General features: G+C 47.0%; 12 protein-coding genes. 4 read left to right on the top strand and 8 right to left on the bottom strand.

Annotated features, from left to right (window positions below):
• Positions 1-10: 10 nt before the first annotated feature.
• A protein-coding gene (gene prfB / locus AR383_RS07290) for a peptide chain release factor 2 (RefSeq protein ID WP_157051664.1) occupies positions 11-1,109 on the bottom strand; the annotation gives its coding sequence in 2 pieces (ribosomal slippage) (positions 11-1,033 and positions 1,035-1,109; 1,098 coding nt in all).
• A gap of 277 nt (positions 1,110-1,386) precedes the next feature.
• Between prfB and AR383_RS07295 the strand changes: the two genes are divergently transcribed.
• Positions 1,387-1,794, top strand: coding sequence for a hypothetical protein (locus AR383_RS07295; RefSeq protein ID WP_055732537.1), 408 nt, complete (start codon positions 1,387-1,389; stop codon positions 1,792-1,794).
• A gap of 64 nt (positions 1,795-1,858) precedes the next feature.
• Here the strand turns inward: AR383_RS07295 and tyrA are convergent, their stop codons facing one another.
• Positions 1,859-2,983 (bottom strand): bifunctional chorismate mutase/prephenate dehydrogenase, encoded by a 1,125-nt coding sequence (gene tyrA / locus AR383_RS07300; RefSeq protein ID WP_055732538.1) that lies wholly within the window; start codon positions 2,981-2,983, stop codon positions 1,859-1,861.
• Between the two features lie 16 nt (positions 2,984-2,999).
• Positions 3,000-4,070, bottom strand: coding sequence for a 3-deoxy-7-phosphoheptulonate synthase (locus AR383_RS07305; RefSeq protein ID WP_055734979.1), 1,071 nt, complete (start codon positions 4,068-4,070; stop codon positions 3,000-3,002).
• A gap of 251 nt (positions 4,071-4,321) precedes the next feature.
• Between AR383_RS07305 and AR383_RS07310 the strand changes: the two genes are divergently transcribed.
• The 3 genes from AR383_RS07310 to AR383_RS07320 all read left to right on the top strand — a co-directional run bounded on the left by AR383_RS07310 (position 4,322) and on the right by AR383_RS07320 (position 8,393).
• Complete coding sequence (locus AR383_RS07310) at positions 4,322-6,022, top strand: sensor histidine kinase (protein WP_055732539.1); 1,701 nt, start codon at positions 4,322-4,324, stop codon at positions 6,020-6,022.
• Positions 6,019-6,756: a two-component system response regulator BtsR gene (gene btsR / locus AR383_RS07315; RefSeq protein WP_055732540.1), complete on the top strand. Its 738-nt coding sequence runs from the start codon at positions 6,019-6,021 to the stop codon at positions 6,754-6,756. Before AR383_RS07310 ends, btsR begins: the two co-directional genes overlap by 4 nt.
• A gap of 149 nt (positions 6,757-6,905) precedes the next feature.
• Positions 6,906-8,393, top strand: coding sequence for a carbon starvation CstA family protein (locus AR383_RS07320; protein ID WP_055732541.1), 1,488 nt, complete (start codon positions 6,906-6,908; stop codon positions 8,391-8,393).
• A 49-nt stretch (positions 8,394-8,442) separates the two neighbouring features.
• Here AR383_RS07320 and AR383_RS07325 read toward each other — a convergent pair whose 3' ends face one another.
• The 5 genes from AR383_RS07325 to AR383_RS07345 form a co-directional block, all read right to left on the bottom strand.
• Positions 8,443-9,132, bottom strand: coding sequence for a TIGR01621 family pseudouridine synthase (locus tag AR383_RS07325; RefSeq protein ID WP_055732542.1), 690 nt, complete (start codon positions 9,130-9,132; stop codon positions 8,443-8,445).
• Between the two features lie 67 nt (positions 9,133-9,199).
• Positions 9,200-12,931, bottom strand: coding sequence for a DUF748 domain-containing protein (locus AR383_RS07330; protein WP_055732543.1), 3,732 nt, complete (start codon positions 12,929-12,931; stop codon positions 9,200-9,202).
• Between the two features lie 27 nt (positions 12,932-12,958).
• Positions 12,959-13,585 (bottom strand): LysE family translocator, encoded by a 627-nt coding sequence (locus tag AR383_RS07335; RefSeq protein ID WP_055732544.1) that lies wholly within the window; start codon positions 13,583-13,585, stop codon positions 12,959-12,961.
• A 464-nt stretch (positions 13,586-14,049) separates the two neighbouring features.
• On the bottom strand, positions 14,050-15,954 hold the full coding sequence (locus AR383_RS07340) for an HD domain-containing phosphohydrolase (protein ID WP_055732545.1): 1,905 nt from the start codon (positions 15,952-15,954) through the stop codon (positions 14,050-14,052).
• Positions 15,921-16,895, bottom strand: coding sequence for a cache domain-containing protein (locus tag AR383_RS07345; protein WP_055732546.1), 975 nt, complete (start codon positions 16,893-16,895; stop codon positions 15,921-15,923). The genes AR383_RS07340 and AR383_RS07345 overlap by 34 nt, the downstream gene beginning before the upstream one ends.
• Positions 16,896-17,078 lie beyond the last annotated feature (183 nt).

Consider the following 17,078-nt stretch of genomic DNA (forward strand, 5'->3'; position numbering starts at 1 on the left):
ACCTTGCTCGTTACAGCCCTGACTTAAGGCTAGCTTCAATAAATTTATCTAAATCACCATCTAGTACTGCTTGAGTATTACGATTCTCAACGCCAGTACGTAGGTCTTTAATACGTGAATCATCAAGTACGTAAGAACGGATTTGACTACCCCAGCCAATATCCGATTTGTTGTCTTCCGCAGCTTGTTTTTCCGCATTTTGCTTTTGCAATTCTAGCTCAAACAATTTGGCTTTAAGCTGCTTCATTGCTTGATCTTTATTCTTGTGTTGCGAACGATCGTTTTGGCACTGCACCACCGTATTGGTGGGTAAGTGGGTGATCCGTACCGCCGACTCGGTGCGGTTTACGTGTTGCCCACCCGCTCCAGAGGCACGGTAAACATCGATACGTAAATCACTCGGGTCAATATCAACTTCGATACTGTCATCAATTTCAGGGTAGATAAACGCCGAAGCAAATGAAGTATGGCGACGCCCACCGGAGTCAAAAGGCGACTTACGTACCAAACGATGCACCCCGGTTTCGGTGCGCAACCAACCATAGGCGTATTCACCCGTCACCTTAATGGTTGCCCCTTTAATGCCTGCCACCTCACCTTCGGAGAGCTCCACAATTTCAGCTTTAAACTGATGGGCTTCACACCAACGCAAGTACATGCGTAGCATCATATTGGCCCAATCTTGCGCTTCGGTGCCACCAGAGCCAGATTGAATATCAATATAACAATCGCTGTCATCCATCTCGCCAGAAAACATCCGGCGAAACTCGAGTTTCTCTAATTGTTTTACCAATTCTTCGGCTTCGGCTTGGGCCTCATCAAAGGTTTCTTGGTCATTCTCTTCTACCGCTAACTCAATTAAACCGGCAACATCGTCGGTTCCCTGAGTTAACTGATCGATGGTATTCACCACCTGTTCTAAGGCTGAGCGCTCTTTACCTAAGGCTTGCGCTCGCGCCGGATCATTCCAAATTTCAGGTTGTTCTAATTCGCGACTCACTTCTTCTAACTGCTCTGCTTTAGCAGCGTAGTCAAAGATACCCCCGGAGCACTTCTGTGCGCTCTTTTATATCTGCTAAAGTGTTATTCACCGAATTAATTTCAAACATCTTGCAATGACCTGCCTCGAAGTACCAAAAACGCGCAATTTTAACCAATAAAGACAGGAATAAACATAGTTAGGCGTAATGAAAATGCCAAATAAGTGGTTTTTCTTCATTCAAGCAGCCTCCACCCCGTCACTCAGCCAAGCAGTAAGCCCAAGTTTACAAAATCCCAACTTGGCGAAAGACTGTTTTGAGGGCTAAAACTTGCGTAACTATTCGACTCAGGATAATTTGCAATTCTGCGCCTCTTAAGCATCTAGCAGTTAATTAGGAGAAAGTATTGCGCGAAGCACATGGTACTGTCACATTTTCGGTTAACGGTAAAATCATGGAACTAGAGGGCACCGGCCCTTGGAACCTAGAACAAATGCAACAAAGCGGCGCCGCTGCCGCGCCCATTCTTAATCAACTTCTTGATTCCCCTTGGGCGGTATTGGCCACTTTTCATGGCGAAGCCTTTTATACCGAGGATGCTGCCGAGCAACTGGTAGGATGGATAAAAAAAGAAAAACTGCGTGGCCGTGTGGCTACCGCTTTAATTCTTACCCATGCCAGTGTCCCAGACATGGCCAAATGGCATCTCAGCCAAATCTATCTACAAGCAGGCGAAAGCCTAAAAATATTTGACAATAGGTGTGAAGCTTTAGCCTGGCTAAAACAGCAGCTAGAAGCAGCCCAAAGCGGCTAAGCTGAAGTCTGAGACACAAAAAAGCCAGTCTGCGACTGGCTAATTAATTTATGGCTTAATGCTGTTAGCCTCGACGGCTATCATTGGCCTGCTGTAACAAACCTCGGCTCTCTTTTAAAAACTCTTCGGAGTAATCACCAAACCACTCACTCACCCGTTCAAAAGCCTTAATAAAACCGGCTTTGTCTTCGTTTTCTAGCAATTTAAGCAGCTCACCAAAATTATGGTGGTAGCGTTTAATCATCGCCTTACTCTGTTCCGACGCCATAATAATATCGGCATACAGATGAGGAGACTGAGCGAACAAACGTCCTACCATGGCTAGCTCAAGGCGATAAATCGGCGAGCTTAAGTCCAGCAGCAATTCCAGATCGGCCTCTTCTTGAGCCAAGTGAACCCCATAAGCGAAAGAGGTAAAGTGGCGCAAAGATTGAATGAGCGTCATGGCTTTGTCGTGGCTTTCGGCCTCAACCTGATGTAAACGCGCTCCCCAAATAGCCATTTGTTGCAATAACCATTGGTATTGTTCGCTACCACGGCCATCGGCATACACAATGACTTGCTTAGCAAGGCTTGGTACATCCGGACCAAACATCGGGTGTAGCCCCACAACAGGGCCTTTATGCACCGCCAACATCTTAGCTAAAGGCGCAGCCTTAATACTGGTAATATCGGCAAGAATGCAATTCTCTGGCAAACAATCTAAACGCGCGATAATTTGTTCGGTGAGGTTAATCGGCACCGACACCAAGACCAAGCCAGCAGAGGCAAATAGCTCTGGAGCTTGTTGCCAATCCTCTTTGCCAATAACATCTACCTGATACCCCGATAAACGAAACATTTGCACAAACAAACGACCCAGTTGACCGCGGCCACCGATCACCACAATGTTGCCCAGTTCAGGCTTAATGGTTTTAAAGCCGCTGTCTTTTTCGCTGGTATACGACTCGCGCATAACCCGACGTAACACGTCTTCAATTAAGGCTGGAGGCACACCTTTGCTTTCAGCTTCCGCCCGGCGTTTAGCCAGCATTGCCGCTTCACGCTCTGGGGCATAAATTGGTAGACCATGTTGATTCTTAACTTCACCAACCTTATGTACCAACTGAATTCGTTGCTGCAATAAATCGAGAAGCTGTTGATCAACTTCATCGATTTGGTCGCGCAAATGATTAAGGGCTTGAACCATGTTTCTTCCGTATAAATTAAGCTAAACGCGCAGCTAAGCAATCACCAAGATCATTGTACATTTTGTCTAGCAATGTCGCGGTAGTATCCCAATCGATACAAGCATCGGTAACCGATACACCGTATTTCAAATCAGACTTAGGCGCTTCGCTAGGTTGATTACCGGCTGCCAAATTACTTTCTAACATTAAACCAATAATCGACTTGTTGCCTTCTTCAATTTGGTTGATCACGTTGTCGGCAACTAGCGGCTGTAGCTCATGGTTCTTACTAGAGTTAGCGTGGCTACAATCCACCACCAACTTAGGCTCTAAACCGGCTTTTTTCATGGCTTGCTCAGCCAAGGCCACGTTCACAGAATCGTAGTTAGGTTGTTTACCACCACGTAGGATCACATGGCCATCGGCATTACCTTGAGTTTGTAATAGTGCCACTTGACCTAGTTGGTTAATCCCCATGAAACGGTGCGAGGAGGCCGCCGACTGCATCGCATTAATTGCGGTGCCAAGGTTACCGTCTGTACCATTTTTAAAGCCCACAGGCATAGACAAGCCACTGGCCATTTCACGGTGAGTTTGTGATTCGGTAGTACGCGCGCCAATGGCAGCCCAAGAAAATAGCTCAGACAAGTATTGTGGGCTAATTGGGTCTAGCGCTTCGGTAGCAACAGGTAGACCTAACTCGGCAATCCAAGTCAGTAGTTCACGGGCGTTATGCAAACCGGTCTCAACATCAAAAGAGTTATCCATGTGAGGGTCGTTGATAAAACCTTTCCAGCCCACGGTAGTACGCGGCTTTTCAAAGTAAACTCGCATCACGATAAATAAGCGATCGCTATATTGATCATGTAGTTTTTTAAGTCGCGTTGCATATTCTTTAGCTTGGTCTAAATCATGAATAGAACAAGGACCGGTGATCACCAACAAACGTGGGTCACGATGATGACAAATATCAGCAATGGTTTTGCGAGATTGCAGAACAAAGTCTAAGGCTTCTTTAGAAACGGGTAGCTTTTGACGTAATTGCTCGGGGGTGATTAATACTTGTTCTGAAGTGATATGAATATCATTAATGGGATCGTTTTGCATTTGCTCTTTATACTCCGGCGGTGACACTCACCACACTTTTCCTTTCCCTGAGTGGGATTAATTATTATAGAAACCGACCACAATACCAGTGATAGCGGCTTTTGCAAGCAGTCAAGCGTTACCAGCATGTTAACAGCCTTGAGGCCACTTTTGTTTAGTCCTATTAGTTGCCAGAAACAGTATGCTAATATGCTGCCATCTAGCGTGAATACCAGATATCCTTTCGCCAACTTGCGAGGCTTTAATAGCTGATGATTTTGAGTGATTTTTCCCTGTTATTGTCTTTAGCTCAACAAATGAGTGTTTTTCTGGTGATTGCCTACCTATTAAGCAAAACTCCAGCCTTTCTACCTCTCAGTAATTTGTCGCCGCGCTTACCCAATACCTTCATCTTATATTGTTTATTTTCGGGCTTTTGTATTTTAGGTACTTACTTTGGTTTAGCCATTGATGATGCGATTGCCAATACCCGAGCGGTAGGTGCGGTATTAGGCGGTTTATTGGGTGGGCCAGTGGTAGGCATTCTGGTCGGCTTTACCGGCGGTATTCATCGCTATTTCATGGGCGGCTTTACCGATTTAGCCTGCGCCATTTCAACCACCCTTGAAGGCTTGGTTGGGGGGCTATTTCACCTGTGGATCCGCCGTCGCAGCAGCCATAATGAGCATCTATTTTCTCCTTCTATTGCGTTTGTGGCCACCCTGCTGGCCGAAGCCTTGCAAATGCTGCTAATTTTGCTCATCGCGAAACCCTTCGAGCAGGCCCTGCACCTAGTGGAAGTGATCGCCCTGCCGATGCTGACAGCTAACTCGGTTGGCGCGGCGCTGTTTATGATGATGATCCGCGATAGACGCCACCTCTACGACAAATTTACCAGCCATTCATCGGCAAAGGCCTTAAATTTGGCCCAGCGCATGGTAGGCACCTTTCATGACGGCTTTAAGCAGGCCGATGCCATCCGTATTGCTAACATCATTCGCGAAGAAACTGGCGTATCGGCGGTAGCCATCACCGATACTCAGCAAGTATTGGCCTTTACCGGCTTGGGCGAAGATCACCACAAAGCCAACCGCCCCATCGCATCTAAACAAACCCATCAAGCCATTAACGAAAACAAAATCGTCTTCGCCGATGGTGTAGAAGAACCCTACCGCTGCAGTTCCAGTGACAAATGCCCCTTAGGTTCATCCTTGGTAGTGCCGATTCGAGGTGGCGAGAATGAGGTAATCGGTACAGTTAAACTGTACGAATCTAAACGTCGCTTATTTCTTCATATAAACCGCGCCCTAGGCGAAGGCATCGCTAAAGTCATCGCCGAACAGGTGAGAGAAAGCCAGGTTCAGCATCAGCAGCAGCTGCTTACCGAGGCAGAGCTGAAGCTAGCCAGAGCCCAAATTAACCCCCACTTTTTATTTAATGCACTAAATACCATTAGTGCCGTGGTCAAGCGCGACGCCAACGCAGCGCGGCAGCTAATCGCCGATTTAGCGCTGTTTTTACGGGTCAACCTCAAGCGTAATCAACAAACCACCCGCCTTAGTGCTGAGTTGGAGCATGTAAATGCTTACTTACATATTGAGCAGGTGCGCTTTGCCGACCGCTTAGTGATTAAACAAGATATTGCCGAAGATTTTTTACAACTAGAATTACCCACCTTCACTCTGCAGCCGCTGGTTGAAAACGCCATTAAACACGGCACCGCACACTTACTAGAGACCGGGGAAATCACCATATATAGCCGAGTACATAATGGTATTAAACAGTTAGTGGTGGAAGACAACGCCGGTCTATATGAGCACCCCGACCAAGCCACCCACGAAGGCTTGGGCATGCACATTGTCGATACCCGCCTGCGTAATGCCTTTGGTAGCCACTACGGCCTAAGTGTAGAATGCCAATTAAACCAATATACACGGGTAATTATTTCACTGCCGAGGGAGCCTAAGCCATGAGAGCCGTCATCGTCGACGATGAACCGCTAGCCCGCGAAGAACTGTTTGAAATGCTTCAGGCCTACCCCGAACTTGAAGTGGTGGCCCAGTTTGGCAATGCCATAGAGTGTTTAAAAAACCTCAAGCAGCTACAGCCAGACATTCTCTTTTTAGACATAGAAATGCCGCAAGTGAGCGGCTTAGAACTGGCCAACATGCTAGATAGCGAGAATGCGCCAGCGATTGTCTTTGTTACCGCTTACGACCAGTTCGCCTTAGATGCCTTTGAGCAAAACGCCGTAGACTACCTGCTAAAGCCGATTAACCAACAACGCCTGAACAAGTCTATTCAACGCCTACAAGAACGCCTTGCTCGTAACGACGGCGGCCAAGAACAAGCACAGCATAGCTACCAAAATATGCTAAAGGGCCAGGAACTTAAACTGATCCCTTGTTACTTTCAACAGCGGGTTAAACTGGTTCGCCTCGAAGACATCGAGTATGCCTCCAGTGATGTCAGCGGCGTGCATGTCACCACCAAAAACGGTACCTACCATACTCAGCTCACGCTAAAGGTATTGGAAGAAAAATCCTCCCTGCTGCGCTGCCATCGGCAACACCTAGTGAATGTAGAAGCCATTTCCGAAATAGCCATGGAAGACAACGGTGGAGCTCAATTATTTACCCGCAGTGGTCAGCAACTGCCGGTAAGCCGCCGTTATTTTAAAAGTATTAAACAGCACTTTGGCTTATAACTCATCACCACTTAGCTTTTTAGCCCGCCGCTAAAAAGCTATTTCGACCACTCAGCAACACATAGCGCCGCTTAGTGAAACAGCGGCGGCGCTAAGAAACCCTTTTCACTACACTGTGCTCGATTACAACTAAGTATTGAGAGGACAACATGCTTTGGTTTCTAGTTTCAGTTGCTGCACTACTCGGCGGCTACTTCATCTACGGGGCTTTCGTAGAAAAGGTCTTTGGCATTAAAGAAAAACGACAAACGCCTGCTTACACCAAGCAAGATGGTGTTGACTACGTGCCGATGTCGAAGAAAAAAGTGTACTTAATCCAACTACTCAACATTGCTGGTGTGGGCCCAATCTTTGGCCCAATCATGGGCGCTTTATACGGCCCAGCCGCGATGTTATGGATTGTTGTAGGCTGTATATTTGCTGGCGCTACTCACGACTACTTCTCAGGTATGTTGTCGGTACGCAATGGCGGCGCTTCGGTTCCTGCATTATCAGGCCGCTACCTCGGTAAAAGTGCTCGCCACTTTATGAACCTCTTCGCCATTGTATTGCTGCTACTAGTGGGCGTGGTATTTGTGTCGGCTCCTGCGGGAATGTTAACCAACCTTATCAACGACCAAGCCGGTGTAAGCCTTGGCCTAGGTACCATGGTCAGCGTTATTTTCATTTACTACATCATTGCTACCATTGTGCCCATCGACAAAATCATTGGTCGCTTCTACCCCTTGTTTGGCGCGCTGTTAATCTTTATGTCGGTAGGTCTAATTACCGCTGTAGCATTTTCTAGCGAGCACCAAGTGATGGGCAGCTTTGAAGTCAGCCAAATGTTCAGCAACATGAACCCTAATAACTTACCGTTATGGCCTGCGCTATTTATTACCATTGCCTGTGGTGCTATCTCTGGTTTCCATGCTACTCAGTCACCGCTGATGGCGCGCTGCGTAGAAAACGAGAAAAACGGTCGCTTCGTATTCTATGGCGCAATGATCGGTGAAGGGGTTATCGCCCTTATCTGGTGTGCTATCGCTCTGTCATTCTTCGATTCTGTTGAAGGTTTACAAGCCGCTGTATCAAGTGGTGGGCCAGGTAAAGTGGTTTATGATGCTTCATTCGGTTTATTAGGTGTATTTGGTGGAATCTTAGCTTTCCTTGGCGTAGTGATTCTGCCTATTACCTCTGGCGATACGGCCTTCCGTTCAAGCCGCTTAATCTTGGCTGAATACTTCAACCTATCGCAAAAACCGATTAAGAACCGCTTACTCATCGCCCTTCCTATCTTCGTGATTGGCGGTATTCTTACTCAGGTAGACTTCGGTATTATTTGGCGCTACTTCGGTTTCGCCAACCAAACTACCGCAGTAATGATGTTATGGACAGCCACTGCCTACTTGTTGCGTCACAATAAATTCCACTGGATCACTACGGTACCAGCGATGTTTATGACCACGGTTGTGACTACCTTCATCCTTAACTCAAGCACTTTAGGTTTTGGCCTACCGATGACCATCTCAACCGTTGCGGGTGTGGTATTCACTCTAGTGATTACCGGCCTACTAATTGCCAAACTCAAAGGCATTGGTGAAGACGACTTAGATGAAGTGGACGCTCCTAGCCTAAAATCGGCTAACGAAGCCTAAACACTTCAGAGCAAAACTAAAAAAGCCGCTACTGCGGCTTTTTTTATGGCTAAGATTTCGCTCCCAAAGAAGGAAAAGGCTGTAACCAAGGCTGCAACAAACTGGCGATTTTTTCCTGTATTTGATACTCAGTAAACTCGCCGTCTAAGTTATCTAAACCTACATAGCTCAACAGCTGCTGCTGCCAAGTAAATTGCAAGGCAAAGGCGTGTAAATAACCGCGCTGGGCCGCATCACCACCATAACGGCTATCACCAAGAATGGGGGCGCCCAGGCTTTTCAGTGCTACACGTAGCTGGTGGGTTCGCCCGGTATGCGGTTTTAACAAGAACAAGCGTCGCCTAGGCATTAAGGAATAGCTAAAAAACTGCGTCACCGCCGGATTACTTAAGGTATGTCCCAACTTCCAACTGCCATTGCGGGCTTTTAGCATGTCGCCTTTGATTAAGCCCTGTTTTTTCTTAGGTTTATGGCTGGCAATCGCTAAATAATACTTATTAATTAAGCCTTGGCTAAATAAATCCTGAAAGCTGGCTGCCGCGGCTTTGTTTTTCGCCAATATCAACAGGCCGGAGGTTAACTTATCCAATCGATGTACTGGCCATAAGTCCTGTTCAAACTGCTGACGCGCCAATTCAACCACGCCAAGCTGCCCAGACTCAGTATGAAAATTAAGCCCTGAAGGCTTGTTCACAATAATAAAATCGTCGTGTTCTGCCACTAAACGAAGCGCTTGCATGGGCTAATTCCTAATAAAATACCCGAGCATTATCACTAAGCCGCTTGGGAAAACAAGCTGTGCTGGCTTATTGGGTAAGAATACTCAGGCTCACCTCAGCTTTACCGCTTTGCTGTGGCAAGGCCTTACGCTCAACAAAAGCGCGTTCTAAGGCCAAGCCGTGTTGTTCGGTTAAGGCATCTTTCACCGCAATCGCGCGCTGCTCGGCCAGCGCTTCGAGCTCGCCGTCAGTGATCTCTATTTGCTCCACCAGCAATTGATACCACAGACTATATAGTTCCAGATTGACATTTTCTGGACTCAACTGTTGTTGCTCCCGCAGTTTGGCAGAGATCTGCTTGCGCTGCTCTTGGCGAAGACTTTCTTCCAAGCGTTGCTGAGATAATAACTCTAGGGCTCGGCGCAGCGCCGGTTCTTCAAGCACCTTACTTAAGTTAATCTGCTCGATGGGCAGCTCTAGTTTGGCTTGCTGATTTAACTCTTCGGCTAGGTGTTGACGTTTTAATACCGGCACATCCAGCACTGGGTCGACCGAGCCAATAATTGCCATTTTTAATTGTGGCCGCTTAGCTAAACCCTCAACTAAACTTGCTAGCTTACTATTTTGTTGCTCTTGTAACTGACTGCTACCGGCATCAAATACCAGCTGATTTAGCATTTCATCGCTACCAATTAAAGAACCCAATAAGGAAAAAGGCGAAGTGATGATCTTTTTAATCGCATTACCTAGGGCCTTAAATACTAGCCCCGCCACATTGAAGTCGGGGTCATTCACATCGCCGCTAACTTCCAAACCTAAATCGATGACTCCTTTATCATCCTCTAGCAAGGCTATCGCCAATTCCACCGGCAAAGAGGTCGCTTTGTCGCTATTGGTGCGTTGCCCTAACTGTAACTGCTCTATATACACTTGGTTAGAACCCTGCAATTGGCCTTGCTGTAATTTATAAGCCAAGGCCAAAGACATCTGTCCACGCTCAATGACGTAGCCGGCATAGGTCCCCGAATAGGCACTTAAGCGAGTCAGCTCCAAATGGCTAAAGTCCAAGGCGGCATCAAATTTTGGCTGACTTGCCAACGGAGCCACCTGTCCAGCAAAGCTCACTGGTGCATAGCCGTCTACCTCACCACTAAGGCTCACATCCGCCAGTTGTTCGGGATTTTCAGTGAGCGCCCCTAAATGGCCTTCCACCTGTTCGATTCGAGCGGAAAAGTTAGGGCTTAATGAACGGTCGGCAAAATCTACCAAACCTTGGCTAACTTGGGTATTAGCGAGGGTGATTTGCCAAGGCGTAGCGCTTGAAGCGGCTTCAGATGAGCCTTGGCTAGGTTCTGCTGAGCCAGAGGATTTAACGATGCCGGAGAGATTAGTTGAGAAATCATCGGCAATCTCAATCAAAAAATAGGGTTGATTGAAGTTCATCTCCCCCAAGGCCAGCGTTTGCTTGGCGCTATCCAAATCAATGTCACTCAGAGTGAAGCTAGACCATTTTAATAAATCTGACTGGCTACGTTGATCTTTTAGATCTAGGTTATCTATGCGCAGCGGCCCCTGTAATTTCAGCGCAGGCTGCTCTAACCAACTTAATTGTAATTTAAGCTCGCTAGTTAAAGCCGCCGAGTCTAAGGCCAGCTCAGTAAATTGGGCTAGATAGGGCTGATAGAAAGCCAATTGCCATTGTTTTACTTGCAAGGCTAAATCGGCCTGTTGCTGGGCAATATCAAGCTGTCCTTGTAGATCTAGTACCCCGCCTTGCTCGGCTTCAAGTTGCAGCTCAAGTGCAATTGGCGTGGCTAAGTTTGAACTGAGCTCACGAAGGCTAAGTTGTGGCGCCAACACTTGGTGCTCAAGAGCTTGGCCGGAAAAAGACTCGGTAAAATTCACTCGTGTATCACGAGCATCTAACTCGGCAATATTAACCAGCCAAGTCGGCTCTTTGGGCGACTCTGAAGCCTCTGCGACTGCCGCCTCGGTCTCTGCCGAAGGGGCGAGCCCCAAGTCTTGCAAAAAGTCTAACTCACCCTGCTGATTAATGGCTGCATTAAATTGCAAATCTTGGCTATCTAGCTTGGCAATGGAAAGCACCTGCTGGTTGAGGTTAAAACTAATACCACTGGCGATAAGCGACTGATTACTCAGCCATGATGATTGTGGCGTTGCGCTTTGAACCAAGTTCAGCTGTTCCACTTGCAGCTCGCCATCATGGCTCGCTATGTTAAAAGGCTCGGCTAAAGAGACTTCCAGTTGGCTATTAAAAGACAAGCGCCCTTGCTGCAAATTTAATTTAACAAAGGGCCGGTACCACTTTTCAAGCTGACTTAACGGCAACTGGCTTAAACCCACCTCACCGCTTAACCGCTGCGTAGGCCCATCAAACAACAGCTCTGCTTGCAGCGGACTTTCTTCATAGACACGCGCTTGCAGGGAAAGTGGAGTCTGCTGCTGCATGTCACTATTAAAGGGCCCTACTTTGACTTGCTCTAAAACGAGCTGATGGGTTTTCTGGCTACCCAGCCAGGATTCTCCTAGCTCCAAGGCCAGCTGATTTAGCTCAATACTATGACTAGACACTCGCCAAGCACTTTGGATGCTTTGCTCCTCGGCGGTGGTTTGAGCCTCTAATGGCATGGCCGAAGTAGCAGTAGTTGGCGCGGCTGTGGGCTCTGGCTCTGGCTCTGGCTCTGGCTCTGGCTCTGGCTCTGGCTCTGGCTCTGGCTCTGCAGCGAAAGACGCCAGATCAAGCCACGACAACCAATCTAGCTGAGAGTCTGCCGAAAAGTTTGCTACCAAGTGTGCATCATTCAGTGCGATGTCTCCCAGCTCAACTTGGCCTTGGCGCAAATCAAATGCCATGTTTTGCAAACTCAAAACCTCAAAACTGGCCCTGGGTTGAGCAAAGGCTTCAAGCTCAAAACTATCGATAGCCAAGCGCCCGTTTTGGGTGCTCAGGTTAAAAGCATTCTGATAGTCAATTAGGTAATCCGTGCTAATCGATACGGTCCCTTGAGTGATTCTCATATCGGTATAAGGGCGCAGAAAATCAAACAGATTAAGCAAGTGCAAATCGCTGAGGCTAAGCTGGCCAGAGATCTGCGAGGCAGGCAGATCCAGCAAACCGCGCCAAGCAAGTTGCCCACCATCTCCTACTTGCGCATTAATTTGGTAGGCATTGGCATCATTACCGGTTTTTTGGGTATAGAAATCGCTAAAAGCTAAGTCAAAACGCGAAATAGAAAGGTCAATCGGCTGCTCGGGTTGGTAGTCGCTAAGGCTGAGCTCTGCTTGACGAAGGACAAAATTATCGACCCGCAATCTAGGCACGCTAGCCGCGCTTTCTTCATCGCGAGCTTCTGGCTCTGCTTCTGATGGGGGGAATAAACTAGCAATGTTTAAGGAGCCATCTTTTAGTCGGCTTAGATGAAAGAACAAGCCATCTAATTCGAAGCTTTCAAAGTTCCAGCTCCAGTAAAATAACGAGCTAAGGCTGAAGTCGACGTATAAACGCTCAAAACTGAGTAGTGCTTGAGGGGCTTCTGGCTCCAATTCCGCGATGGCAAACTGCCTTAGAGTTAGCGATAACTTAAGTGGATGGAAACTCACTTGTTGCACACTTACCGGGTGACCACTCAGTTCGCTTAATTGTTTTTCCAGTTGCTGCTTTAGCAGCCAAGGTAGCAAGGTCAGTGAAACCACGAGGTACAAAACAAATACGCAGGCCAAATAGGTCGTTACTCGTTGCCAGCGTTTGCTAGCTTGCCAAGCGCTAAGCCTTTTTCTCATCCAACTGGCAGCCTTCATGGTGCTCCCGTTTTACCTAAACTGTTATTAACTTCGACTACTCAAAAGCAAACGAATTCCCAAACTCACCAATACCACGCCCATGGTTCGGTCAAACCAATGGCCTACTTGCATAAATTTACTCCGCACGCGTGCAGTACTAAACAGCCAAGACACCATGCAAAACCACAGCATCGTTGCTAGCACCATGTACAAACCATAAGCCAATTGCACCGGCCATGGCGTACTGGTTTGTATCACTACGGTAAATAGCGATAAGAAGAACAAGGTGGCCTTGGGATTTAAACCATTGGTCATGAATCCACTGATGAAAGCGCGGCGATCGCTTAATTTAAGCTCTGGCGAAACAGCGAGCTCTGGCATTTGTCTCTGCTTAGCTCGCAAGCCCTGAATACCAATCCAAATAAGATACGCAGCGCCCATCCATTTGATTATATTAAACAACCAGATGGATTGAGAAATAATAAGACCAATGCCTAATACTGAATAACAAACATGAACCAAAATACCGCAGCCAACGCCAATTGAAGTGAAAATGGCTGAACGACGCCCTAGGGAAATACTATTTTTAAGCACTACCGCCAAATCGGGACCAGGCGATGCCACCGCCAACAAATGCACCACCACCACGGTTAAAAATTCACTCCAGAACACAAGCCATCCTTATCTATGTTGAAACTCTAAGCCTAGCATTAATAACAAACTGAATAGGCAAACTCAACGGCCACTATTCATCATCACTTAAATATAGCAAAAAACACCTGAGACCCAGAGAGTTTTCAAAGCACTAAGCCAATAAAAACAACACGTTAAAAACTCCAACTGTAGATATAAAACTCAATTAAAAGAGCTTATTTGGGTGATAAACATCAGAAAATGAACAGGACAAAGGCGAACGAGCATTGGCTGGCTCTACACTATATTCCCAATAGCGTGCTCTGGTAAATCGAGCCGCAAACAACACTCGAGATAAACTGGATGCAAAAAGATTTAACCCGAAGCTCCGCGAATAGGCTTGCCCCATAAACAGCATCAACTTCGGCTAACTCAGTGCGAGGACAGCTAGACTATTTGCGCTCAATAGCGCCAAAGCGCGAGGTTGTAACGTAGAGCCTTGACTATGCGTTCTGCGGCAAATAATCGTTAATGTCTACCTCATCTATCTGCTCTGGTTTGAGATAGGCCTTGGCGTAATCCAAGTAAATGCCCGAGTTTAAAAACAAGGCGAAGATATCCGCATCAATATGCTGGTCATCACACATAAAACGCATAATTTTTAGTGATTGGCTCAAACTCTTACCCTCTTTATAGGGGCGGTCTACCGCGGTGAGCGCTTCAAAAATATCGGCAATCGCCATCATTCTTGCGGTGATTGGCATCTGTTCTTTAGTGAGCTGCTTCGGATAACCACTGCCATCCATTTTCTCATGGTGACCACCAGCAATTTGCGGCACGCCTTTTAAGTGATCAGGGAAAGGCAACTTATCGAGCATAATTATAGTTTGTACAATGTGGTCGTTAATTTTGTAACGCTCTTCTTCGGTTAAGGTGCCGCGAGCAATACTCAAGTTATACAGCTCACCGCGATTATACTTAAACTCAGGCACATTCAGCTTAAAGCCCCAAGGGTTATCATCGCTGATCTTCTCATCTTCGCGCCGATGAATAATGTGCTCAGGTTTATCGGCCAGTAGGAACTCGGTGACCGGTAAACTACGCGGTGGCTCATTGCGGCGATCCAACTCCATATGTGACAGCCCTAAACGATCATCTAGAGTACGCTGCCAAGTGCGCTGCCCAATTTGTTGCAAGCGTTGAATGTCTTGTGGCTCCATAAACTCGCCGCCTATATTCGCTTTGGCGACAAAGGCAAACTCCTCGTCTAACTGCTGCAGGGTTTGCTCTAGCTGTTGCTGCAACTGTTGCTGCTGTTCGGCACTCACCCCCTTGGCAATTTGCTGCCAATAATCTAACTGGGCATCACGCTTAAGCACTTCAAAGCGAGTTCTAATTTCATGAATACGGTCATAAATCGTCTCAAGCTTAGTGGCCTTATCAACCACGTATTCAGGGGTGGTTACCTTGCCGCAATCATGTAACCAACTAGCAATATATAATTCTTCCCACTGCGCCTCACTCATTGAGAAGTCGGCAAATACCCCCTGTTGTTGCTCAACTGCCGCCGAGGCTAACATCTTAGTCAGCTCGGGCACCCGTTGGCAGTGGCCACCGGTATAGGGTGACTTAGCATCAATCGCTCCCGCCGTTAAACGAATAAAGGCTTCCAGTAAGTTCTTCTGCGTTTCGATTAAATGTCGGTTCTCAATGGCCACAGTCACAAGGCTACTCAAGGCGTCAATAAATGACAGAACCCGAGGCATAACCTTACGCTGCTGAAAACTAAACGCCGCGCTCATGCCTACTAACTTTTGTTCTTGGTTAATCAGTGGCGCAACGACCATCGCCAGAGTTTGTTCTTGATATTCAAACTGTACAAATTTGGTGGTGGGGCTGGTTGTGCCGTCCAGCAAGTGCTGCACTAGCGGCTGTGACAAAGTATCACTATAAGAAAAAGCCGTAGGCAACAGGAAGTCTTTAGCTGGTTTCGTTTGCAGTACAAACTGTTGGTCTTGCTTCAACCAAATCGCGCCATACTCCATACCCACAATGGTTTGCATCTCCTGAACACTTTTCTTCAATAAGCGTTCAAAGTTATCTTCTTCACCCAACATAGTTGAAACATCAGCAAACTGTTTAATGGTCTTTTTGAGCTGTTCGGTGATACGGCTTAATTGGTGAACTTCTAAAACGACTGAATGCACCTGCTTAGTGGCGTCGAAATCAAAAGCCATTATCGCTTCGTTCTGCTTCATTAACTCTTGCAAAGGCGTTGCCACTAAACGTGCCACATACCAAGCGACAGGAATCGACAACAGGATAATTAACAAGCTATACAAGATGGATTGATCGCGGGCAAAGCGCGCGTCGGTTAATACTTCATCCTCGGGTGAAACCAAACCCAAGTGCAGCCCTTCGATGGGTGCGGCTTCCCCGAGTCGGTATTTAGCTTAATTTCTACCAGCTGGCCAATCCAATCTTCATGTTCGCCTTCGATGGTAAAGTTGACTTGGTGATTTTGCGAATATTCGGCCAAACGAGAGATCACCCCAAAGTCCTGACTATCTAACCGCGGTAAAATGACCTGCTCATTATCAAATTTAATGTGCTCAGCTATCCAATCTGGGCGTTGATGAGCCAGCACTGAAAAGTCCTTATTAAACAATACCAGCAAAGAAGATGGGCTAATCAAGTTCTTGTGCAAACTACTGGAAACACTGGCCAGCGTAATATCGGCACCAACCACCATGTTAGCCTGAGTATTTGCTCGCGCAAACGTCACGCCGACTTGCTTAGTGGTATAAAACACGTAAGGAGCCGTAGCCACCACCATGGTGGGTTGCTGCATCGCCAATTTAAACCAGGGTCGTTGGCGAGGGTCAAGGCGATAATCGCGTTGAGTATCATCGATAATCGGCTGCAACTGCTGATCAAAAAAGAGCTGCTGAGATAGCCCATTAATTACTTGGCTGACCAACAGAACCGCCCCCTCGGGCGCTTGCACTAGCGCTTTTTTTTCTGCTGAATCGAGGGCTCTAACTAAGTAAAAATCACCATTCTGATAACCCATGTAAATGGCCGACAAGCCGCGCTGCTGACGCAAAGTGGCATATAGCATCGGCAGCCAACTTTGTTGATCTTGCTGCAACTGCTTAATCGTTAAGTTCATCGCAGCTAAACTACTCACAAAGTGCTGAGCGGGGAAAATCACACTCTCTAGTTCTGCTACCGTGGCTCGCCCCACTTGGTCCAGCGCTCGCGCTTGGTTTTGTGCCACCATATCGCTGATATGTAAGTAATTGATGGTGCCAATCACCAAACCGCTAGAAAATAGCATGATGATCATTACCACTACCAAGTGGAGTTGAAATGAAAATCGTCGCGAATTCCGCTTTGTATCTGAGGATTTGGAGGTCATTAGCTATCCTAGCCCTATTAACGTCACCTATTGAGCAATAATTCAACTATTGCAAGCTAAACCGATATACGCAAGATAAAATGCCTATTTTTTATGTTGTTATGTATCTAG

The sequence above is a fragment of the Agarivorans gilvus genome (genome assembly GCF_001420915.1).
Lineage (GTDB): Bacteria > Pseudomonadota > Gammaproteobacteria > Enterobacterales > Celerinatantimonadaceae > Agarivorans > Agarivorans gilvus.